This window comes from Dyadobacter chenwenxiniae (assembly GCF_022869785.1).
GTDB lineage: Bacteria > Bacteroidota > Bacteroidia > Cytophagales > Spirosomataceae > Dyadobacter > Dyadobacter chenwenxiniae.
On the sequence record NZ_CP094997.1, the window covers coordinates 3,789,986 to 3,811,918 of the forward strand.

Sequence of the window (21,933 nt, forward strand, 5' to 3'; positions counted from 1 at the left end):
TTGGTGCCATGCGTCATGTGATTTCGTGGAGAATGCTTATGGAAGTCCACAACATTTGAATTCGGAGACAACTTCCTTAATTTCGGCCTGTACTAATATTTAAAATTCATGGCCGAAATTGCCCCTTCCATACTTGCTGCCGACTTTGCCAATATTCAACGCGATGTAGAAATGCTGAACGCGAGTCAGGCGGATTATATACATGTTGACATCATGGACGGCATGTTTGTGCCCAACATTTCATTCGGGATCCCGGTTTGCAAGGCCGTCTACAAGCATGCTACCAAGCCACTGGATGTACATTTAATGATCGAGCAGCCAGACCGCTATCTCGAGGCTTTCAAAAAAGCGGGCGCTTCTATCCTTACCGTGCATTACGAGGCTTGTCCACATTTGCACCGGACCATCCAGCATATCAAAGAATTAGGTGCGCTCCCAGGCGTTGCATTGAACCCGCATACACCCATAGAGGTGCTTTCTGAGGTTCTGGGTGATGTTTCTTTGGTATTGATAATGTCTGTAAATCCAGGATTTGGTGGCCAAAAGTTCATTCAAAACACCTATCATAAAATAGCCCGGTTGCAGGCTTTGAAAGAAAAATTTGGCTATACATTCAAGATTGAGGTGGATGGCGGCGTTAATCTTGACAATGCGCCAAAGCTGGTTAGCGAAGGCGTGAATATTTTGGTTGCAGGAAGCTTTGTTTTCAATTCGGATGATCCGCTGAAAACCATCGCTGACCTGAAAAACAGCTGAATTTCAAGGTTCCGAAACACCCCGATAATGTTAGAAAATAATTTCAGACCAAAACCATGAAGTGGCACAGATACTTCATATTCAGCATTTTGGCGGCTTCTTGTTTTGCTGCCATTCATGCTTCTCAAAAATCTGAACAGGCCATTCCCAGGTTTCCTTTAAAGATTAGTCCCAACGGTCGCCACATTACGGATAACAATGGCGTTCCGTTTCTTATGGTGGCGGATGTTGCGTGGCAAATGCTTAGAAAACTGGGTTATAATGATGCTGTTCATTACATGGACACGCGCAAGTCGCAGTCATTCAATACATTTCTGGTTCAGCTTCTACCCGCGCTTCCTAACCAGCGGAATTTTAATAAAACACTCCCGTTTCAGGACAACGACATTTCGAAACCCAATAAACTTTACTTCGATTATTTCGACAGGATCATTGCAGCAGCGAAGGAGCGTGATCTGGTCGTAGGCATTGTTGTTTCCCGTAAAAGCTGGAATGCCATTTTCGATGCACAGAATCCCACTGTTTGGAAAAATTATGGAACATATGTAGGTAAGCATTTTGCCAAATACAGCAATGTAATCTGGATCGTCAGTGAGGAAGAGTATCAGACCGCTGCTCAATACGAGGCGATTGCCGACGGAATCCGCTCCGTTTCAGAAGGACAGATCATTGCTTCGCTAAGCACCTGCTCGCCTACGAGCGTGAATGACAGCTCGAAAATCCGGTCGGATCTCAAATTTATCATTCCTGATTCAACCGTTACTCCGGCTGAATACGCCTCGTTGGCCAATTGGCAAAAAAATTCCGCAGAAGCAGCATTGAGACCGTTTTTGATTGCCAATTCAGAATTCCCGAAAGAGATTACCGACCAATCCGTTTTAATCAGAAACCAGGCATATCAGTCTATTATGAGCGCGGCGGCGGGATTTTGTCATATGAGCACGATCAAGAACTTTAACCCAACCTGGAAGGTGAACATTGACAAAGACGGCGCGGAATACATTCACGAACTTGTCAAAATCCTGAAAGGCATTCCCTGGGAATATATGCAACCCGAAAATGTCTCGGAGTTGCTTCCCGACTCCACGGATAAGGCTGAAATCGGCATTGTTTCGCTGTCAAACAAAAAAATGTCTATGCTATATTTGCCCGAATCCAGACCGATTAAACTAAACCTCAGCTATTTGAACGGCAAAGATTTTGCAGCCGTCTGGTATAGTCCGAGAACGGGTAAAAGATGGTCTGGCGGTGAGTTCAAAGAAGCATCGCAAGCCGTCGTTCAACCTCCTGATTCGCAGCCCGGCTGGGACTGGATATTGCTGATTGGTGCAAAAAAATGAGGTTATTAAGGGAGATTTCAGGTTCGATAGTCCTTTTGCAGACGGATTGCTACGCTTGATTTTCATCCATTTTCTTAATAATATTACTATAATGATGCTGCCCGGACCGCGCTCAAAATGAATAAAAGAATACTCGTCAACGTTTTTTTTCTGCTTTCGGCAGTTTTCATAAATAGAGGATACTGTCAGCAAATTTTGTGGGCCAATAAGGTGCTGGGTTATTCATCAGAGAACAGGCCCGTCCAATTCGGGCACGCATTTCGCGCAAAACAAATCCTTGGCATCCCCAATAAACTTCCCGATTTCGGTAACAGCCCCTGCGCATGGATGCCTGCTGACCCTGATGGCCGGAATGAGGAGTGGATTAAAGTGGGTTTCGACAAAACGGTCGCGCTCAAACAGGTCGCGATTGCAGAAAATTTTAATCCGGGCGCCATTGCGCGCGTGTACGCATATGATGAGTCGGGGAAAGAATATTTGATTTCGGACGCCCCGGCTGGTCAGCTCACGGCGAGAGGAAGAATGCTCCGGATCTTTCCAAAACAACAAAATATCCTGGCTAATGCGGTAAAAATCGTACTGCAACCTTCGAAAGTTTCCGGGGCTAATCAAATCGATGCCATAGGGATTTCGGATGACGTTAAGCCTATTGAAGCGGTTATTAACATTGCGAAGGGGCCGCTTTTGAAAACCAAACGTGAAAATATGGGGCCGGCTATTAACAGTCAGGGACAGGAAGTTGCACCCATCATTTCTCCGGACGGCAAAACGCTATTTTTCACCAGAGGCAACTTTTCGGGCAATGTTGGCACGCCTGAAAGGCAGGATATCTGGTATTCAAAACTAAATGAAAAGAATGTCTGGGGACCGGCAATAAATATGGGGCCGCCCCTTAATAACGCCGCCGACAATGCTGTTACCAGTATTTCAGCCGATGGCAAAACAATTTACGTCATCAATGTATATAGTCCGGATGGCTCTATGGCATTAGGGCTGTCGCGGTGCTTCCAGACAAAATCAGGCTGGACCTTTCCAAAGGAGTATAAGATTAATAACCTCCGGGAAAGTGTTACTGCCAGTAATAAAGGCAAGCAAGTGGAAAGTATGGAGACCACAGTTTCGCCATACGGCAATGTGATGATCATCTCTGTTGAACGCAATGACACCGAAGGCAAAAAGGACCTCTACGTCTCCTTTCTGCAACCAGACGATAGCTGGTCCGAACCGCTTCATTTAGGGAATGTCATCAACACGGCAGATTATGAAGGCACCCCGTTTCTGGCTCTGGACAATAAAACATTATATTTTTCCTCACACGGCCACAGCGGTTACGGAGCCGGCGACCTGTTCCTTACCAGGCGGCTGGATGACACCTGGGTAAATTGGTCGCAGCCCGAAAACCTGGGGCCCGTGATTAATACACCCCTTTGGGATGCCTATTTTAATGTTCCTGCGACGGGCGATTATGCTTATTTCAGCGCTAGTGAGAAGGTTTCCGGTCAGGAAGATATTTTCCGGGTAAGGCTTACACCTGAAACGCGCCCGGACCCGGTCGCAATTATTACTGGTTTAATTTTGGAAGCAGAAACAGACAAACCTGTGCGCTCTGACCTCATTGCCGAGATCAAGAAGAACAATGAAGTTTTTACCAAAGCCACATTTGATCCTGAAACAGGTGAATACCGGCTCATTCTACCTTTGAAGGAGGTTTATCGCATTACAGCAGCTGAGAAAGGTTACTTTCCTTTCTCAGAGGAAATTGATTTATCAAAAGATACCACACTCCGCAATATCCGAAGGGATCTGTATCTGAAACCCATTAAGGCAGGCCAGCAGATCAGGCTTAGCAGCACAATGTTCGCACAAAGCAGCGCGGAAGTGATTCGCTCTTCCTATCCCGAACTGGACAGGATTGTAGCTGCTATGACGAACTATCCGGCTATGGAAATTCTGCTGGAAGGGCACACGGACAATCAGGGAGAAGTGCAGAAAAATATAAAGCTGGCGGAAGACCGTGTTCAGCAGGTGAAAAAATATCTTTTATCGAAGGGAATTGAGGGCAAAAGAATCCAGACAAAGGCTTGGGGCCCAGCTAAACCCATCGCCAGCAACCTCACTGAACAGACGCGCATGAAGAACCGCAGAGTAGAGTTTACAATTCTTAAAATCTAAAAAATATCCTATAAAGGGAAATTTGCTTAATTTCGCGGCAAGTCAATTGCAACATCAGCGCACGTCAACTTTCTTAAATGTCTTCAATCCGTACAAACGAATCCCTGAAAACCTGGCTTATTGTCGCTGTCATTTTAATCGCGGGAATTGCTTTAAGGCTTCATAATCTGGATCGTTACAGTATTTTCTTTGATGAAAGAAGCACAATGGTGATCAGCCAGGGTGTTGTTTTGGAAGGGGCTAATCAAAAAGAGGTTTTCTCTACGCTTAAAGTAACCAATTCTAATTTCTGGGAAACGCCTCAATTTAGCCTCAGACCGCCCCGGGTGCTGCGTTCCTTCACTTATAATGAAAATTATTATCCCCGTGCTTTCACACCCGCAGAGTTTTGGGCACCGAAAACAATTGACGATTACTACGAAGCTAACAACCGGAGTGATATAGGAAACAGTCCTTTTTACTATCTGCTACTGCATTTCTGGATGGAGGTTTTCGGGATTTCAGACTTTTCTGCGCGATCCCTTTCCGTCTTTTTCAGCGTACTCATCATTGGTTTGACATTCCTTTTCGGAAGGCGTTTTTTTAGCGTCAATACGGGTCTGATTGCCTCGGCGATTGTGGCTATTGAACCCTTTTTTATTGGTTACAGTCAGCAGGCGCGCAGTTATTCCCTGATGTTCTTTTTGACGTTGCTAGCCACCTATTTCTTTTTACAAATCATTGAAAGTGAGGCCAACAAGCGGCAAAATACCAGGCTCTACATTGGCTACATTGTAACCGCCGGATTAAGCATATTATCCCATTTCCTCTCCATTGCTGTGTTACTGGGGCACGCCTTGTATGCACTCTTGTTCCTGCGAACCATTAAGGGTTGGGTCAAAATGGCTTTTTCTGCTGTTCTGGCACTTTCGGGAGTTGCCTGGTGGATGATTTACGGCGGCGGAACCTATACTTTATATACGCTTAATTATCAGGCTGCCCTTTACAAAAGAATGGCGGAAACGAGGCCTTATGATAATCCGTTCGGCACTATTTTACCTGCTACAATCGGCAATGTGTTTACAAAAGCTTTACCGCTTTTCTCAGATCTTGTGATTTTCACAAACGGCTTAACAGACGCCCTTGCGGGAAAGAAAAACGTCTTCGTTTCTCTTTTTATTGGCGTGTTACTGATCATTTGGTATCGTTTCAGCAATCGCATGAAGCTGAATGTTGGCTTGAAAGCCGCAGTTCCCTTTATTCTTGCACTGTCAGGAGCTGCTTTTTATTCCAATCATAAAGTACAATTTGTAATCCTGTCGGTAAGTGTTTTTGCCCTTTCATTCATTCCGGATGTACATAGGCAGGCTGACAGCGTGCAAAAGAAGAGGCTTTGGATGATTTACATCATGGCCCTGTTTCCAACTTCTTTTTTAATAATAATGTCATTCAAAAACGGGCACACTTATGGTTTAATGCAGCGTTACTCTGGATTTGCATTCCCTTATATGATCATCCTTTTAAGCCTTTTGCTACAATATTATAATTCTATTAAGGTTGAATTCAGGACGTTGATATTTATTGGTTTAGCTTGTCAGCTCTATTTTGTGTCTTTGAGATTAGGGGAATTCTATGAAGACCGATCGCCGAAATACGGATATTTTTCAACGCCGCGCGCCCCGAATCCATATTACGAGGCAGCTCAGAAGATCAAGAAATTATACCAAAAAGGCGATACGATTCTATATCCTGCTTCGCGTTACGAGATCTTATCTGAAATGGACAGAACATTCCTTCCTTATTCGATTCAGGATGCGCAGGTTACCAATCTGTATTTACCCAAAGACGCACAATATGTACAGGTTATGGACACGACGCAGACCACGCATATTTTACTCAAAAAAGCAGGAAATAAGGAGCCCGTTGTGATCAAGAAGTTGAAAGGGCTGCGTTACGGATTGGAGTAAGCAATGTGCGCCATTTACAAAAGCCGACAAATAAGATTTTGTATATTGCACTCTTAAAACAGAAGGTTTGACCTTTATTTTGTGAGATTTTATTAATATCGACATATACACAGGCATGACCGCAGAAGAGATATTGAACGACCCAAGGCAGATAAGCGGAGAACTTCGGCTTAAAATTCTGGGCCTCTACCATAAAGCAAATGCCGGCCACATTGGCTGCTCACTAAGCTGCATTGATCTGATGATCGCCGTCCTTTTTCTGCAAAAATCGGAAGAAGATACCTTTATATTATCCAAAGGACACGCCGCAGCCGCATTATATGCATGCCTGAATGTTACTGGCGAGATTACGGACGAAGAACTGGACACTTTTTACCTCGACGGCACATCACTTCCAGCGCACCCTGCCCCAAGACAATACAAAGGCATACCTTTCGCAACAGGCTCACTGGGCCACGGCTTACCCATCGCAACGGGGATTGCACATGCGGCGAAGGTAAGCGGTGAAGAAACTTACTCGTTTGCTTTGCTTTCAGACGGCGAAACGAATGAAGGAACAACCTGGGAAGCAGCACATTACGCTATACAGAATCAGTTGGATAATCTTTTTATGATTATTGACAAAAACGGTTTGCAGGGTTTTGGCCCAACTGATAAGGTTTTAGGAGAAACCGCGTCCGTTGAAAAATGGAATGCAATTGGTTTTGAAACAATTGAGGTTGATGGTCATGACATTAGTGCTGTGAGTTTGGCGATTGACGAACTTAAAACACACAAAAACGGGCTTCCAAAAGCGATTATAGCGAATACTGTAAAGGGCAAAGGAGTGTCCTATATGGAGAATAAATTAGAGTGGCATTATTTACCAATGAACAAAGACCAATACGAGCAAGCCACGCTGGAAGTAAAGGAACGCTACTTTAATGAATTGACGAATGCTTGACCAATTGCCGGTTTTCCGCGATAAAATAGAAAGTTTAAAAGGGCCAGTTTTTGTTTTTGGTGCAAGCGGCTTCATCGGTGCCAATCTTTTCAACGAAATTTTCAAAATCCGCAAGGACTGTTACGCGCTCACACACGACGCAACAAAGGCATGGAGGCTCAAATTGCTGAACGTTCCTTTCGAAAACATTGTCCATTGCGATATCCTTTCCAATAACTCGGTTCAGGAAGTTTTTGAAAAATATAAGCCGCAAACGATATTTAATCTGGCGGCTTACGGCGCTTACAGCAAGCAAAATAATGTCAACCTAACGTACGAAACCAACGTCATCGGGACCGTTAACATTCTACAAAATTGCACGACCGAAATGGTTTATATCCATGCCGGAAGCAGTTCTGAATATGGTTTCAATTGCACTTCACCGAAAGAGACCGATCGCGTAGAACCGAACAGTCATTATGCCGTTTCTAAGGTTTCAGCGGCATATTTGCTGGAATATTATGCCAAAGTTTTTAATCTTAAAACGCTTAATTTAAGACTTTATTCCATTTACGGATATTGGGAAGAGCCGGATAGATTAATCCCGAAACTGATTGAAAACGCAAGGAAAAAGCAGCTTCCTTCGCTGGTTTCGCCTGATATAAGCCGGGATTTCGTGTTTATAGAAGATTGCGTGGAAGCGTTTCTGGATGCCGCATTAAAGATCAGCAAGGAAACTTCCGGTAAATCGTACAACATTGCAACAGGACGCAAAACCACCATGGGCGACCTCGTTGATACTTCAAGAAGAACATTCAACATTACGCAGGAACCGCAATGGGGCAGCATGTCCAACCGGAAATGGGACCTTGCAGAATGGTTTGGCGATCCGGGCGCATTTGAAACTGACTTTGGCTGGAAAGCCAGGACGCCGCTGGAAACCGGGCTTTCAAAATATAGTGACTGGCAGGCGCAGATCAAATATGAAGACCGCGTCATTCCTGCTTTTGAAAACCCGAAACTGAACCCGGTTATCACAGCGATCATTGCCTGTTATAAGGATGCACAAGCGATTCCATTCATGTATGAGCGCATTGTGAAGACTTGTAATGATCTGAAAGTGCGTTATGAAATCATCTTTGTGAATGACAATTCGCCTGATAATCAGGAAGAAGTGATTAGCAAAATATGTGATAAGGACCCAAATGTTGTGGGGATCAGTCACTCCCGGAATTTCGGTTCGCAATCTGCCTTTTTGAGTGGAATGGAGATTGCTACGGGTGATTGCGTAGTCTTAATGGATGGCGATTTACAGGATCCGCCTGAAATTATTCCTGCTTTTTACGAAAAATGGATGGAAGGATTCGACGTTGTTTATGGTGTTCGGGTTCAGCGGGAAATGAAGCCGCACATTCACTTTTTCTATAAATCGTTTTATAAAGTATTCCAGGGGCTTAGCTACATTGCTATTCCCCGCGATGCCGGCGACTTTTCTATGATCGATCGCAAGGTTGTGAAGGAACTAGTGGATTTGCCTGAAACTGAGCAGTTTTTGCGTGGATTGCGCGCTTGGGTTGGTTTTAAGCAAACAGGCGTCCCATATGTAAGGCCGGAAAGAATGTTTGGCGTTTCTACCAATAACTGGACAAAAAACATTTGGTGGGCAAAGAAAGCGATATTCTCGTTCAGTTTTGCGCCGTTGGAATTGATGAGTTATGCAGGTTTTGCATTAACGGGATTGTCAATCTTAGGGATTATCTGGCAAATCTTAGCGAAATTCGTGTTTTTCAGGGATACGCCGCAAGGGATCAGCACCGTTATCGTTCTGGTCGTTTTCTTCGGCGGGTTAACGATTTTGGGCATTTCGTTCCTGGGTGAATACATTGCCAAGATCTTTGAAGAAACCAAAAAGCGACCCAAATATATCCGAACCAGAATTCGCCGCGGCTCCAAATCATACAAAACCGCAGATGAAATCAGGACATTAGTGAAGCAATTGAGGAAGTAGAAGACATAAACACAAGCTCAACATTTTTAAACTCTATCATAAAATGGATAAATTAAGGTTGAAGCTTAATGGTTATTATCAAACAAAAGACGTTACACAAGTATTGCGATAAATACCCGGAGGCCAAAATAGCGATTGCCGAGTGGGCTGATAAGACTGAGTCGGCGGACTGGACAAACTTCATGGATGTCAAATCCATTTTTAATAGTGTCGACTACGTTGGCGATAACAGGTTTGTCTTTAATATTAAAGGAAATCAATATCGAATGGTTGCCATGATATTTTTCAGCGTTCGGACGGTTTATATCCGCTGGTTCGGATCGCATAGCGAATATGACAAGATCAATGTTTCAAAGATTTAAAGGACATTGCTATGAAACTTTTGACTGAACAAGAATACAATGACGCTTTCAGGATCATTGACAACCTGATTGCTGAGAATTTTGAAGAAGACATTAACAAACAGCAGGAGTTTTTGGAGGTTGCAAAGGCAATCCAGGAATACGAAAAGACAATGTATCCGCTTCCAAAACTAACAAGTGCTATGAGAATAAAAAGCGCTTAAAAGCATCATCATACAAACCGAATGAGAAAAGAATTTTCAAGCGCTATGGAGCAGTTGGCAGTGGAAGATGATTCCATTGTTTTCATTACCGGCGATCTCGGCTATAATGCATTAGAAAATTTGCAGGCCAAAATGGGTAAAAGATTTATAAATGCTGGTGTCGCTGAGCAAAATATGGTCGGCGTTGCAGCAGGTTTTGCACATAAAGGTTATAAAGTTTTCTGTTACAGCATTGCGCCCTTCATCGTTTACCGATGCCTCGAACAGTTTCGCAATGATGTCTGTTTCAATAACCTGCCTGTCTTCCTGGTTGGAAATGGCGGAGGTTATGGTTACGGAATTATGGGAAGCAGCCATCATACGATTGAAGATCTCGCATGCCTTAGCGGTCAGCAAAATGCTAATGTCTGGGTGCCCGCATTTGCGGATGAAGTAGAACCAGTTATTCGTCAGATTGTGGCAGATGCGCGTCCAGCTTACCTTCGCTTAGGTGCCGGAAAAACGACTCCTGACAATAGCTACATTTCAGGATCATTCAAAATTATTCATGCACCTGAAACAGCTGAAATCACTGTTTTCGCACTTGGTCCCATTGCCAATAATGTCATGACCGCATTGTCACTTTCCGAAGATCTTGCTTCCAAAGTAAATGTTGTGACCGCATTGCATTTCCCTTTGAATATTACTGACGAAGTGGAGACATTGATCAAAAAAGCGCCGGCAATTCTCGTTGCAGAAGAACATATCAGCACAGGCGGGCTCGCGCAGCAGCTTTCCGTCCAATTACTGGAAAAAGGCATTTTCCCGCGCAGTTTCAAAAGCCTGAAAGCAGAAGGATATCCCAACGGCCGCTACGGAAGCCAGACTTATCACCAAAAACTTTCAGGGCTCGATCCGGATTCTATCGTTTCCCATATTGGTCAATTAATGATTCCGGCATGACGAAAAAGGCTTTAACCATCATTTTGAGCCTGATTTTATTGCTACCCGTCCTGATTTACTTTACGGTCTGGAATTATTATGCTATCAATATCCCGAAATGGGACGACCACGCTTTAAAAGAGTTTATCCTTTATTATTCGCAGGCGACAACCTGGAAAGAAAAAATCTGGCTGCTTTTTAAACAGCATAACGAACACCGGATTTCACTAACCCGCCTCATTGCCTGGTGGGACTATTCCTTGTTTGGATCATTGAATTACCGGCATTTGATGACTGCTGGAAATCTGCTGCTGATCGGTGTTATCCCGCTTTGGTACGAACTTCTGAAAAAGAACAAAAAGCCGCTTTTTGCGCTTCTGCCCATCCCATTTCTCTGGCTCACGCTAGCATTTGAGGAAAATATGTATTGGGGAATGGCCGCGATCCAAAATTTCGGCGTCGTCACATTGACCGTCTGGACATTGTATTTATGTATCAATTTCAAAACACTTCCCTACATCATTTCGCTGTTTCTGGCTGCTGTTACGGTCCTTACCAGCGGAAATGGGCTGCTTGTTCTTCCACTGGGAGCACTTTTACTGTTCCTGACCGGAAATAGGAAACGCTTTGCATTGTGGCTGATCCTCAGCGCAGTAGAGATTTTTTGTTATTTCAATTGGTATACCAAACCAGAGTCCAATCCGGAGTCAAAAGCCTCTATTTTTCAGCTGATTAAAGGCTATATGGCTTTTTTAGGGTCATTTGCCGAGTCATTTCCGGTTGCAGATCATATCAGGGTGTGTTTTCTGATGGGCATTGTGCTGTTTCTTGTGGCCGTTTCTATCATTTCGACTACGCTTTTCAGGATTATAAGAAATAGATACGCGAACAAGTTTGAGCGCATTACCGACCTTTTCTGCCTTGGAACCATACTTTTTATTCTCGGCACCGCACTGATCGTCGTTTATGGCCGCGCAGGATTCGGGATGGAGACATTGATAACAAGTCGCTATAAAATTTATTCGGTGCTACTGCTGATCGTTGCGTATTTGTATGTGGTGATCCCGATCCGCGGAAGTTTTCTCTCGCCATATGTTACAGCGATTGCTTTCATGGGCATCGTTTTCAATATTTTCAGTTATCATTATCACCTGGTAGACGCATATAACCTCCGCAAAGACCTGACGACGTATCAGTTCAACTGGACTTTTAAAGATAAAAAACTTACCTACCCTTCTGACACATCATTAGCTGCCAACATTGTTGAAAAAACGCCTGTTTTCTACGATAAGCTGCTACCGCTCATTTCCCTGGCTGACCGACAAACTTATGCCGGAAATTCACGCGGTTTGACAGATTTGTATGACCGGACTACATTTACGCCGGGAAAAGAAAACCTGATCATTGAAAACAGCACATTCACCAGCCAGCGATTGCAGGATAGCGGCATTTACATTTTGCTCAGTTCCAAGGATCGATATTATCTGTTTCCGGCAAAAAGAATGCGAAATACAAGCCGGAAAGAGCTGTTTTTGAAACAATATTATTTTGCACCCGGATTCAGGGCGGACATTCCATTTTCAGAAATGGATAAAGGGCTTTATGATGTTGCGTTGATTCGTCAGCAAGGCGACCAAACAGGCATCCTCTTTCAAAACCAGAAGGTTAAGGTGAATGAAACAAAGAAAAACAAAGTGAAGGTAAACTGGTAATTATGCGCACCACATCACAGGGACACATTATTCAACTTGATGGAATCCGCTTTATTGCCATTGCGCTGGTTCTGATTGAACATCTTTTTGTAGAAGTAAATACGGTTCCCGTCGGCGCGACGGGAGTGACGATCTTCTTTGTATTGAGTGGTTTTTTAATTTCCAGAATTCTTTTAAAAAGCAAAGAAAAGAACTACGGAACGGAAGGCGGGTTCAGAAAATATCTCAGTAAGTTCCTCATACGAAGGACGATCAGAATTTTCCCGGTTTATTATCTTACGATTCTCCTGCTTTACATTTTCAATGTGCCGCCGGTGAGGGAAAAGCTGGGCTGGCTGGCATTGTATGGGACAAATATTTACATGGCCTGGAACAAGACCTGGATGGGTTCTATGGACCATTTGTGGTCTCTGGCCGTGGAAGAGCAGGTTTATTTATTCTTCCCGTTTCTGATCTTTTTTGTCCCAAAAGGCAAGCTGGTTCCCGTTCTGGGCGTTATGGGCTTGCTCAGCCTTGCATTCCGTTTTTACTACTATTATGCTAATCCGGACTTTGCGATTGACGACTGGATCGTTACCTATGTGAGCACGCCAGCGTGCCTGGATTCTTTCGCGCTGGGCGGGTTACTTGCCTGGTTGCAGGTATACAGGAATGATTTTTTTGAAAAATTGTTTAGTAAGTCATGGCCTGTCGTGCTGGCATTCGCAGTGTGGGTTTTGCTGCAATTCTGGTCTAAAACATTCGATAGCAGGTTCAATGTATCATTCGTTGTTCTGGACAGAACGGTGTCTTCCATTTTCGGATTCTTTTTGATCGGACGGGCGGTAATGGGCTATACAGGAATTATGGCAGCTTTTCTGGAAAATCCAGTGAGCATTTATTTAGGAAAAATCAGTTACGGCTTGTATCTATATCACAATTTTGTTTACAACCACTTTCACAGTGGTCCTATGCACCCAACCGTTCGTATTTTCAGAAAAATCTATCAATATGCACCTGATCTGAAAGGTTCAGTTGCCTTCGAAGCGCTGGTTGTGATTACATTAACAATTGCTGTTGCGGCCTTTTCCTGGCATTTTTTCGAGAAGCCTATTAACGCCTTGAAGGACAAGTACGCTTAGTAATTTATCATTACCATAGCCCGGTTACAGGCTTTATTTATTAATTTTGCGCAACCATACCAAATACGTTTCTGCATGTCGTACCTTCTTAGTATAGTAATGCCCGCATACAATGAACAGGATTGTATCGAAAAGGTAGTATATAATTGGACTAATTTTCTAAAAAATAAATTTCCCAACGACAATACAACACTAATTGTAATTAATGATGGCTCAAAAGACAACACAAAAGTGCTTTTGGACAAATTACAGCAAGAAGTGACCAATCTTACCGTCATTAACCAAAAAAATGGCGGCCACGGCAATGCGGTCGTAAATGGCTATCGCAAAGCACTGGAGCTGCGTTCCGAATACGTTTTCCAAACCGACAGTGATGACCAGTTTGTTTCCGATGATTTCGATAAACTTTGGAACAAGCGCAGCCAGTCACAATTTATACTGGGTTACAGGGAGGTGAGACATGACGCCGGCGTGCGTTTGTTCATCACCAAATTCCTTCGCGGAACGATCTCGACGGTTTACGGCACATTCATTATGGACAGCAACATTCCTTTTCGTTTGATAAAAGGAACATTCCTGCAAAAATTAATGAATCAATTACCTGACCCTGAGCCTTTTGCGCCGAATATCTTCTTGTCTGTTATGGCAAAAAAATCGGGACAGGAGTTATTTGACATTCCCATTACACATAAAGATCGTGAGACAGGAACGGTTTCGATCGTAAAATGGAATCTCTGGAAGGTTTGTATACGCAGCTTTAAAGAACTGTTGCGCTTTCGCCTTGAACTCAATAACAAAGTGAAAGCGATCCGTGCTTAACCATTAGGCTTGTGTCGAAAAAATACATTATTGCTATCCTGCTCGCTGCTGTCATTGCAGCAGCAGGATATTTTCTGTTTCAATATTCACGAGGTTCGGCTGCTGCATGGAAATTCATCCCGTCCAGCGCGCTCGTCGTTATCACCAGCGAACATCTTCAGGATTCTCTCTACGTCGCTACGGATGCCAATCTGGATGTTAAAAGGTTGCCGTTACTGGACGTTGCCAGTGACAATTTATCACTTCTTAACCTTTTCACAAAAGACCAGAAAAGGTTAAACAACTTCCTCAAAAACAAAGCATTATCCTATTCCTATCATCCAAGGACCAGCACAGAATGGGGTGTGATCATATACATTCCCATTGCCAATGATGAAGAAGCGAAGTGGCTGAGCACACCGCAAAACCCGAACATTCGCGCACTGCACCATAATTTTCAGGACCACCGCATTACGGACATTATCGACAGTAACTCTCGTCCGCTTTTTTCTTATCTCGTTGAGGATCATTACCTCATTGTGAGTTATTATGGCGATCTGATCGAGGACGCAGTCCGTGCTTCATCTCTTAACATCGCATCATTTCGGCTAAAATCAAACTTCTCCCAAATCAATGATTCTGATTATGGAACAAGCATTTATTTGAGAAACGACGCATGGAAATCGGTTATTTCTGGTGATAATGTCAATTCAAATTTCTATGAGTTTGGTAAAAACTTCCCGAACTTTCAGGATTTTCACATCGAAGAAGCGAAGGCAAAAGGCGGCCTTTCTTTGAAATCAACCGGAACAAATGCTCCGGATTATTATCTCACAGACATCGTCAAGGACATTCCGGGTGCACCGTTTGCTGGCCACAAGCACATTTCCCAGCAAACGTCCTTTCTTTACAGATCCGGGGTCGTTGATCGCGCTGCATTTCAAAAGGAGTTTCAGCGATGGCATAAAAAGTATAAATCAGAAGCCTGGAACAAGCTTAACTACTATGTCGGCAAAGAAAGCAATCTGCTGATCGATAACCTGGGCGCTGAACTGATCTTATGTCAATTGGAAGAAAACAACAGCATCAGCGACGGAAAAATTTTGTTGGCTGAGTTTTCCAATTATGAAAAAATGCGGCCTGTTTTGCAAAAACTGGCGCGGTTGGCAAATGAAGAAACCAATGTTTCTATTGACCAATATCAGGGATATGACATTTATTCTGTCCCCATTCCCGAACTGCCGGCAGGACTTTACGGTCCTATGTTTTCGGGTTTTCCGCGCAGTTATATCACCTATATTGCTCCTTATCTGGTAATCAGCAACAATTCGCAGGTTTTGCAGAACTACATAGTCGATTACGAAAATCAGATCACCTGGAAGCAATCACCGGAATATGACAGCATTTTGACTTCCGCAAAATCAGAAGCCCAGCTTTCGCTCATTGTGAATTTGCGGAAAGCGCAAACGCGGGCAGGAAATGGCGGGATCAAGAAATATGCAGATCTGGTTTCTAAAATGGAGTCGCTTGTATTTCAATGTAAATATGAAGATGGCGATGCATTTCCGGAAATTACCCTAATTCCTAAAAAGCGGCAGACAGCCAGCAAAGTGCTTAACCGGACATTCCTGAACATTGACATTGAGTGGCCGGACATTTTCGACACCGAACTGGCCGCCTTGCAAAATCCTGTTGACGGAAGTTCGGAGATCCTGCTGACGGACAAACAAAATAACCTACTTAGAACCAACAATTTACGGGAAGGTAAAACACAGGCCATCGCGAAGCTCAATGGCCCGATTATTACCGCTGCTTATAAGGTCGATTTTTTGAACATTGGCAGGCAGCAGCGCATCTTTGCAACAAAAAGCATGGTTTATGCGCTGGATGAAGACGATTCAACAACCGTAACCACATTCACGGGGTCCTTACCGTCAGGCCAGGACATTGCAGCATTGTACGCAATCGATGGAGGTGATGATGGCAGTAATCGTTTTATAATCAAAAACACCGCAGAAGAGCTCTTTCTGTGGGAAAGTGTGACCAAACCAATCAGGCGGCTTAACCATTCGGTTCAGTTTGAAAACATTCAGAGTCCGGTTGTTGCATTAAACCAAATTGGGAACCGCGGTTTCATCGTTACGCAGAAAAACGGCAAAATCTTCCTTTTAAAAGAAAACGGAACGGTTCGCCAGGGCTTTCCGGTCGACATTCTGACACGGACTGAAAGTGCATTTACCTGGACACAGGATCCTGCAACCGGCCAGCCCGAACTTGTAGGTGTGAGCGTTTCGGGAGAGTTGATCAGGATTAGCCTGAATGGGCAAATCACTTCCAGGAAGCAGTTGCTGAGACCTGAACCCGGTTCTAAATTCAAGACATTATTTGACCGGAACTCTCTGGATTGGATTCTGATCAGGTCAGTTAATTCCAAAACAGCCATTATTACCAAGGACGGGAAAGATCTTTTTGAGATAAAGGATATTTTACCCAACCCGGTCATTCAATATCACTTTTTCGGCGTTGACAACCGGTTTATCACGATTAAGTCGGGAAATTATACGACGGTTTTTGATATGGCCGGCAAGCGATTGGGAGATAAGGCGATTCCGTCGGAAATGCCAGTTCAGCTCACGTATCAGCCAGGATATTATAAATTGCTTATATTCAGCCGTTCCGAAAAGAAGATCCAGGTTTGGTCTGTTAAGCTTCGTTAAAAATATGAAGTTTTTAAAATACATAGTTTTAGTTTCTGGATGCATTATCTGGGCCTGCGGGCTCAATCCTACCCTGTTGGCGTTGGTTGGAAAATACAAATTAATCACGGATGGTTACCAGTATGGCGATCTTTACCGCATGGCCAATTTATCTGCGTTTAAAGATCCCAGACAACCTTGCCCTGCATACAATCCGCCTGCAAAAAAGCAATCTGCCAAAAAGGTCCATTTATACATTATAGGCGACAGCTTTACCGAGGAAGAGCGTGTCGGCCCACAGGATTTTGCGGTTGATCAATACACCAGGGTTCATTGGTCTGAAATGCTGCATGTCAAACTGGACACTTCCGAAACAAACATTCTGCTGCTGGAATCGGTTGAAAGACATTTCAGACAGCATTTGGAAGCTCCTGTTTCTCTGATATTACCAGACTCGGCTACATTCGTTCAAAGGGTGGTTTCTTCTAAATTCATGCATAAGCTGGATGATGCATTCAACGGAAAACAGGCTCAGGACAGATTTGAAGCACTTTTGTTTCAAAATGAGGCTTTTTTGAAATTAAAAGAATGGAAAGCAGATTTTACTTATCACCTTTTTCACCGTGTCAATACGAGCGTGTCGCTTGTGGATGAAGACCGGAGCCTGGTTTCCTACATGGATACGGACACCCCTCATGTGACCTCTTCCTTCTCGAAAATCGGCAAATCTGAGCTGGATTCGCTTGTTTTAAACCTGAAACTGACCAAGGATTCAGCCCTGTCCATGGGTTTCGACTTTGTCGCCTTGTCTGTTATTCCTAATAAAGTTTCGGTCATCCACCCTGAATACGGTGCTTACAACCGATTGATTGAGCATGTTTATCAACACCCAAAACTTCCTATGCCTTACATTGATGTGCTGGCAGATTTCAGAAAAATGGGAGCAGCTTCTTACTTAAAAGGAGACTCGCACTGGACGTGTCAAGCGCAAAATGTGTGGCTGGACAAGGTCAATACATTGATTAACAGCTTCGTTAGCCAGGAAAATATATAGTTGCATTGCATGCTTATCGGCCGGGATTCCCTAGCTTTAAGTGATTTGCAACGCTGGTTTTCGCGTTTAATATTCCATTGTATGAAAGATAACCGTGTGCGCAGCATACAGGACCTGACCAAAATAGCAAACTGGGTGACGATTTTCGCTTTTCTGCTCATTTGCTCATTTTCCTCAAAAGCTCAGAATAGCAAGTTGAAACCAGGTTTCGACAAAGAAGAATACCTGGAACTCCTCCGCATGCACGTGCTCTTGTACGACTCCACCAAAGCCGACACTTCAAAACCCAAATCGGTCATTACCAAGCCGACGCATTTTACGAATGTGTATAATTCAGCGGTTGTTGGTCTTGATAATAAATGGGGACTGTGGATTAACAAGACGCACCCTATCGCGGTGCTCAATGTAAGGGGCACGACGCTGAATCCAGTGGGCTGGCTCGAAAACTTTTATGCCGCAATGGTTCCTGCCAAAGGCGAAGTCAAGCTAACCAATGCTTACACATTTCAATATCATCTGGCGGATAATCCAAAGGCGGCCGTTCACATTGGCTGGCTCATCGGGACCGCATTTCTGGCCAGGGATATCATTCCAAAAATTGATTCTTGCTATAAAGCCGGTATTAAAGAGTTTTTGATCATGGGACATAGTCAGGGTGGTGCCATCACTTTCCTGCTCACTTCCCATTTCTATCAACTACAAAAGGACAAGAAATTGCCTGCTGATATTCGTTTCAAAACATATGCAAGCGCAAGTCCCAAGGCAGGCAACACGTATTATGCGTATGAATATGAAAGCCTGATTGACGGCGGCTGGGGTTATAATGTCGTCAACGCGGCAGATTGGGTGCCCGAATTGCCGTTTTCGGTTCAAACTTTGGATGACTTTAATGAGACTAATCCTTTCAAAAACATTGAGCCGGTTATCAAAAAGCAAAAGCTCCTGACCAGGGTTGCGTTGAAGCATGCTTACAAGCAAATGAAGAAGCCAAGCGAAAAGGCGCAACGGAATTATCAAAAGTACCTGGGTAATTACGCTTCAAAGACCATCATAAAGCAGCTTCCTGAATTTCAACCGCCTGTGTATTTCAAAAGCAACAATTATGTCAGGATTGGGCCTACTATTGCATTAATTCCCAATGCAGAATATTACAAACGCTTCCCGGACTCTGAAAAACAAATTTTTATTCACCATTTACCCGACCCATATTTGTATTTAATTCAGAAATACAAATATTAATGTCAACGATTTACTCAGCTTATGCGATTACTTTTCCTCTTATTTCTCTTCATCCTTACATCATCAGCAAACGCTCAATACAAAACCCGTTTTGAAACCAGCGGCGGCAAGCAAACGCCAACTTACGAAGAAGGGATCGAATTTTACAAACTGCTGGCGAAAGACTTCCCACAGATCCAGATTACCGAAAAAGGCCTTACAGACAGCGGCAAGCCGCTCCATCTAGTCTTATATTCTAAAAACAAAACGTTTGACATTAAGAAACTGAAATCACAGCAGAAAGCTGTTTTCCTAATCAATAACGCCATTCACCCCGGCGAGCCTGACGGTGTTGACGCATCCATGATGCTGCTGCGTGACATTGCTGTAAATCCTGAAAAATTCCCGGAACTCGACAATCTGGTCCTGGCTATAATTCCTTTCTATAACATTGGCGGAACATTAAACAGAAATAGTACGACACGCACAAATCAGGAAGGACCGGAAGAATACGGCTTCCGTGGAAATGCCCGGAATTATGATCTTAACAGAGACTTCATTAAAAGCGATACAAAGAATGCACGCAGCTTTGCAGCCATTTTCCATGAGCTCGATCCGGACCTTTTTGCAGACACACACGTGAGCAACGGAGCGGATTATCAATATGTGATCACTTTGGATTACGCACAAAAAGACAAGCTGGGCGGAAAGTTGGGCTTCTTCAATGACAAGGTTTTTTTGCCTTATATGTACAAGCATTTGAAAGAATCGGGATTTGAAGCAACGCCTTACGTCAATTCCTGGGGCCAGACTCCTGATAAAGGTTTTGTGCAATTTCCGGACTGGCCGCGCTATTCAACCGGTTATGCAGCATTGTTTCACACAATCGGTGTAATGACGGAAACACATATGCTAAAACCTTACGACAAGCGGGTTGCGTCCACTTATGCTTACCTGCTCGGTAACGTTAAATTTTTAGCAAGAAACCGGAAAGAGCTGCTCAAACTTCGGAAAGACACAAAGGAGGCCGTTAAAAAACAAGAAAAATTTGCCGTAACATGGGAGGTTAACAAAGTCAAAAACACACAGATTGAATTCAAAGGCTTTGAATCTGAATACATTACCAGCAAAGTGAGCGGCGTGCAAAGGCTTTCTTATAACCGTTCAAAGCCTTTTACGAAGAAGATTCCTTTTTACGACACTTACATGTCGGTAGACGAGGTTACCAAGCCCGTGGCCTATATTATCCCGCAAGGCTGGCATAATGTGATCGACTTGATGAAACTCAATGGCGTGGAAGTGACCCAATTGGAAAAAGACACCGAAATGGAGGTTGAAACGTATTACATTGAAGATCTGGAAACGCCGAAACTGCCTTTTGAAGGACATTACTGGCATACGAGTGTAAAGACAAAAACGGTTAATCAGCGTGTTACATTCAAGAAGGGCGACTGGTATATTCCTGTAAATCAATGGACTAACCGATACATTGTGGAAACACTGGAACCGAAAGGCGTTGATTCATTTTTTAAATGGAATTTTTTTGATACGATTTTACAGTCCAAAGAACATTATTCAGCTTATGTTTTCGAAGATCTTGCCGCTGAATTGCTCGCCAAAGATGTCAGCCTGAGAATCAAGCTGGCTGATAAGCGTAAAAGCGATCCTGAATTTGCAAAAAGCAGCAGCGCACAACTGGACTTCATTTACGATAATTCACCATATCGGGAAAAGGAATATATGCGCTACCCTGTGTTTAGGTTAATGAAGTGATTGGTTTTAGAAACGCAGACCCAGATTAAAATTGAATTCGCCGGTAATGTTTATGCCTCCGTTAGTTGATCTGGTGTCATTATAGGTTTCCCGATCAATATACCTTGATCCGAATCCTCCGTTCAGGCCAATCTGAAAATGGTCTGATATCTGAAAATTCACGTAGTTGTTGACGATAATTCCAAACCGGAAGATCTTGCTTTCCGATCGGGTGTTCGGATACGTTCCGGTATTGGGATCATAATAGCCGTCGTTACGGACCTGCTTGCCAAAGCCTGTGAAAATGCTGGGTCCAACGGCGTAGGTAACCCTCTTTTGCCCGAAAGGATATATTTTCAAGCCAGGAGAAAAGTAGAAGGCCTCCCGCTGGTCGCCATAACCATCAAACAAATCAAATCGATCAGGAAAAATGAGGGATACAGGCAAAATGATACCAAAATAGCCTTTTTTATCTGCCAGGATTTCATAGCTCAATCCTAACCCCGGCCCGCTATCCAATGCTTTGAATGGTGAAAAATTGACCATATGCCTTCCGAAAAGGTTGGAAGTGCTTGCCGGGTTCACGCGGCGTTTGCCGGGAAGGTTTCGCTCATCAATAAAAACGGTTTGCCCGTTTGCAAACTCAATGCGGTTTAACTCATTTTTCCGGATAACAAAACTAGCGCTTTCCTTTTCCTGGCTGATTTTGTAGGAAACGCGGTCGATTCCCACCTCGGTCACTTTGCCTTCAATGGTCGCCCCGTTTTTCTTAACCAAAATGTCCTGACCGTTTACAGAAAAAAATACTGCTGATAATAATACAGTTAGCGTGAAGGATCTGATCATAATGCAAATGAGTTGATGAATGTGAACCAAATTTAAACAATCGTGGATACTTTTGCGGAGTATATAGACTGAACGTTTAAAAATATACTGCTGTTATACACTTGGC

17 protein-coding genes are annotated in these 21,933 nt (G+C 43.6%); 16 read left to right on the forward strand and 1 reads right to left on the reverse strand.

Annotation, left to right across the window (positions count from 1 at the left end; all coding sequences use genetic code 11):
• The first annotated feature begins 108 nt into the window (after positions 1-108).
• The 16 genes from rpe (at position 109) to MUK70_RS16285 (ending at position 21,002) form a co-directional block, all read left to right on the forward strand.
• A complete protein-coding gene (gene rpe, locus MUK70_RS16210) occupies positions 109-756 on the forward strand; it encodes a ribulose-phosphate 3-epimerase (protein WP_234653754.1) in 648 nt (215 codons plus the stop codon).
• A 56-nt stretch (positions 757-812) separates the two neighbouring features.
• A complete protein-coding gene (locus MUK70_RS16215) occupies positions 813-2,096 on the forward strand; it encodes an apiosidase-like domain-containing protein (RefSeq protein WP_234653756.1) in 1,284 nt (427 codons plus the stop codon).
• Between the two features lie 117 nt (positions 2,097-2,213).
• Positions 2,214-4,268, forward strand: a complete 2,055-nt coding sequence (locus MUK70_RS16220) for an OmpA family protein (protein WP_234653758.1) — start codon at positions 2,214-2,216, stop codon at positions 4,266-4,268.
• A gap of 77 nt (positions 4,269-4,345) precedes the next feature.
• Positions 4,346-6,214 carry a glycosyltransferase family 39 protein gene (locus tag MUK70_RS16225; protein WP_234653761.1) on the forward strand — a complete coding sequence of 623 codons (1,869 nt, stop codon included), beginning with the start codon at positions 4,346-4,348 and terminating at the stop codon, positions 6,212-6,214.
• A gap of 115 nt (positions 6,215-6,329) precedes the next feature.
• Positions 6,330-7,157 carry a transketolase gene (locus tag MUK70_RS16230; RefSeq protein ID WP_234606155.1) on the forward strand — a complete coding sequence of 276 codons (828 nt, stop codon included), beginning with the start codon at positions 6,330-6,332 and terminating at the stop codon, positions 7,155-7,157.
• Positions 7,150-9,144, forward strand: coding sequence for an NAD-dependent epimerase/dehydratase family protein (locus MUK70_RS16235; protein WP_234653763.1), 1,995 nt, complete (start codon positions 7,150-7,152; stop codon positions 9,142-9,144). The genes MUK70_RS16230 and MUK70_RS16235 overlap by 8 nt, the downstream gene beginning before the upstream one ends.
• Before the next feature lie 68 nt (positions 9,145-9,212).
• Positions 9,213-9,506 (forward strand): type II toxin-antitoxin system HigB family toxin, encoded by a 294-nt coding sequence (locus tag MUK70_RS16240; RefSeq protein WP_234653764.1) that lies wholly within the window; start codon positions 9,213-9,215, stop codon positions 9,504-9,506.
• An 11-nt stretch (positions 9,507-9,517) separates the two neighbouring features.
• A complete protein-coding gene (locus tag MUK70_RS16245) occupies positions 9,518-9,709 on the forward strand; it encodes a hypothetical protein (RefSeq protein ID WP_234653766.1) in 192 nt (63 codons plus the stop codon).
• A 21-nt stretch (positions 9,710-9,730) separates the two neighbouring features.
• Complete coding sequence (locus MUK70_RS16250; RefSeq protein ID WP_234653768.1) at positions 9,731-10,651, forward strand: transketolase family protein; 921 nt, start codon at positions 9,731-9,733, stop codon at positions 10,649-10,651.
• Entirely contained in the window at positions 10,648-12,342 is a 1,695-nt protein-coding gene (locus MUK70_RS16255; protein ID WP_234653770.1) for a hypothetical protein, read from the forward strand. Before MUK70_RS16250 ends, MUK70_RS16255 begins: the two co-directional genes overlap by 4 nt.
• A 2-nt stretch (positions 12,343-12,344) precedes the next feature.
• Positions 12,345-13,463 (forward strand): acyltransferase family protein, encoded by a 1,119-nt coding sequence (locus MUK70_RS16260; RefSeq protein ID WP_234606143.1) that lies wholly within the window; start codon positions 12,345-12,347, stop codon positions 13,461-13,463.
• Positions 13,464-13,538: 75 nt separating this feature from the next.
• Complete coding sequence (locus tag MUK70_RS16265) at positions 13,539-14,282, forward strand: glycosyltransferase family 2 protein (protein WP_234606140.1); 744 nt, start codon at positions 13,539-13,541, stop codon at positions 14,280-14,282.
• An 11-nt stretch (positions 14,283-14,293) separates the two neighbouring features.
• Entirely contained in the window at positions 14,294-16,978 is a 2,685-nt protein-coding gene (locus MUK70_RS16270; protein ID WP_234653772.1) for a DUF3352 domain-containing protein, read from the forward strand.
• Between the two features lie 4 nt (positions 16,979-16,982).
• Positions 16,983-18,011 (forward strand): hypothetical protein, encoded by a 1,029-nt coding sequence (locus MUK70_RS16275; RefSeq protein WP_234653774.1) that lies wholly within the window; start codon positions 16,983-16,985, stop codon positions 18,009-18,011.
• Between the two features lie 81 nt (positions 18,012-18,092).
• Positions 18,093-19,250, forward strand: coding sequence for a lipase family protein (locus MUK70_RS16280; protein ID WP_234653778.1), 1,158 nt, complete (start codon positions 18,093-18,095; stop codon positions 19,248-19,250).
• A 21-nt stretch (positions 19,251-19,271) separates the two neighbouring features.
• The gene (locus tag MUK70_RS16285) at positions 19,272-21,002 is read left to right on the forward strand and encodes a M14 family metallopeptidase (RefSeq protein WP_234653780.1); all 1,731 of its coding nucleotides are present in this window, start codon (positions 19,272-19,274) and stop codon (positions 21,000-21,002) included.
• A gap of 6 nt (positions 21,003-21,008) precedes the next feature.
• Here MUK70_RS16285 and MUK70_RS16290 read toward each other — a convergent pair whose 3' ends face one another.
• Positions 21,009-21,827, reverse strand: coding sequence for a hypothetical protein (locus tag MUK70_RS16290; protein ID WP_234653781.1), 819 nt, complete (start codon positions 21,825-21,827; stop codon positions 21,009-21,011).
• Between the last annotated feature and the right edge of the window lie 106 nt (positions 21,828-21,933).

Excerpts from the sequence above, each read along its gene's own strand:
- MUK70_RS16240 (WP_234653764.1), top strand. The coding sequence starts at position 9,213 with ATGGTTATTATCAAACAAAAGACGTTACACAAGTATTGCGATAAATAC.
- MUK70_RS16250 (WP_234653768.1), top strand. The coding sequence starts at position 9,731 with ATGAGAAAAGAATTTTCAAGCGCTATGGAGCAGTTGGCAGTGGAAGAT.
- MUK70_RS16280 (WP_234653778.1), top strand. The coding sequence starts at position 18,093 with ATGAAAGATAACCGTGTGCGCAGCATACAGGACCTGACCAAAATAGCA.
- MUK70_RS16225 (WP_234653761.1), top strand. The coding sequence starts at position 4,346 with ATGTCTTCAATCCGTACAAACGAATCCCTGAAAACCTGGCTTATTGTC.
- MUK70_RS16255 (WP_234653770.1), top strand. The coding sequence starts at position 10,648 with ATGACGAAAAAGGCTTTAACCATCATTTTGAGCCTGATTTTATTGCTA.
- rpe (WP_234653754.1), top strand. The coding sequence starts at position 109 with ATGGCCGAAATTGCCCCTTCCATACTTGCTGCCGACTTTGCCAATATT.
- MUK70_RS16220 (WP_234653758.1), top strand. The coding sequence starts at position 2,214 with ATGAATAAAAGAATACTCGTCAACGTTTTTTTTCTGCTTTCGGCAGTT.
- MUK70_RS16235 (WP_234653763.1), top strand. The coding sequence starts at position 7,150 with ATGCTTGACCAATTGCCGGTTTTCCGCGATAAAATAGAAAGTTTAAAA.
- MUK70_RS16275 (WP_234653774.1), top strand. The coding sequence starts at position 16,983 with ATGAAGTTTTTAAAATACATAGTTTTAGTTTCTGGATGCATTATCTGG.
- MUK70_RS16260 (WP_234606143.1), top strand. The coding sequence starts at position 12,345 with ATGCGCACCACATCACAGGGACACATTATTCAACTTGATGGAATCCGC.
- MUK70_RS16215 (WP_234653756.1), top strand. The coding sequence starts at position 813 with ATGAAGTGGCACAGATACTTCATATTCAGCATTTTGGCGGCTTCTTGT.
- MUK70_RS16285 (WP_234653780.1), top strand. The coding sequence starts at position 19,272 with ATGCGATTACTTTTCCTCTTATTTCTCTTCATCCTTACATCATCAGCA.
- MUK70_RS16230 (WP_234606155.1), top strand. The coding sequence starts at position 6,330 with ATGACCGCAGAAGAGATATTGAACGACCCAAGGCAGATAAGCGGAGAA.
- MUK70_RS16265 (WP_234606140.1), top strand. The coding sequence starts at position 13,539 with ATGTCGTACCTTCTTAGTATAGTAATGCCCGCATACAATGAACAGGAT.
- MUK70_RS16245 (WP_234653766.1), top strand. The coding sequence starts at position 9,518 with ATGAAACTTTTGACTGAACAAGAATACAATGACGCTTTCAGGATCATT.
- MUK70_RS16290 (WP_234653781.1), bottom strand. The coding sequence starts at position 21,827 with ATGATCAGATCCTTCACGCTAACTGTATTATTATCAGCAGTATTTTTT.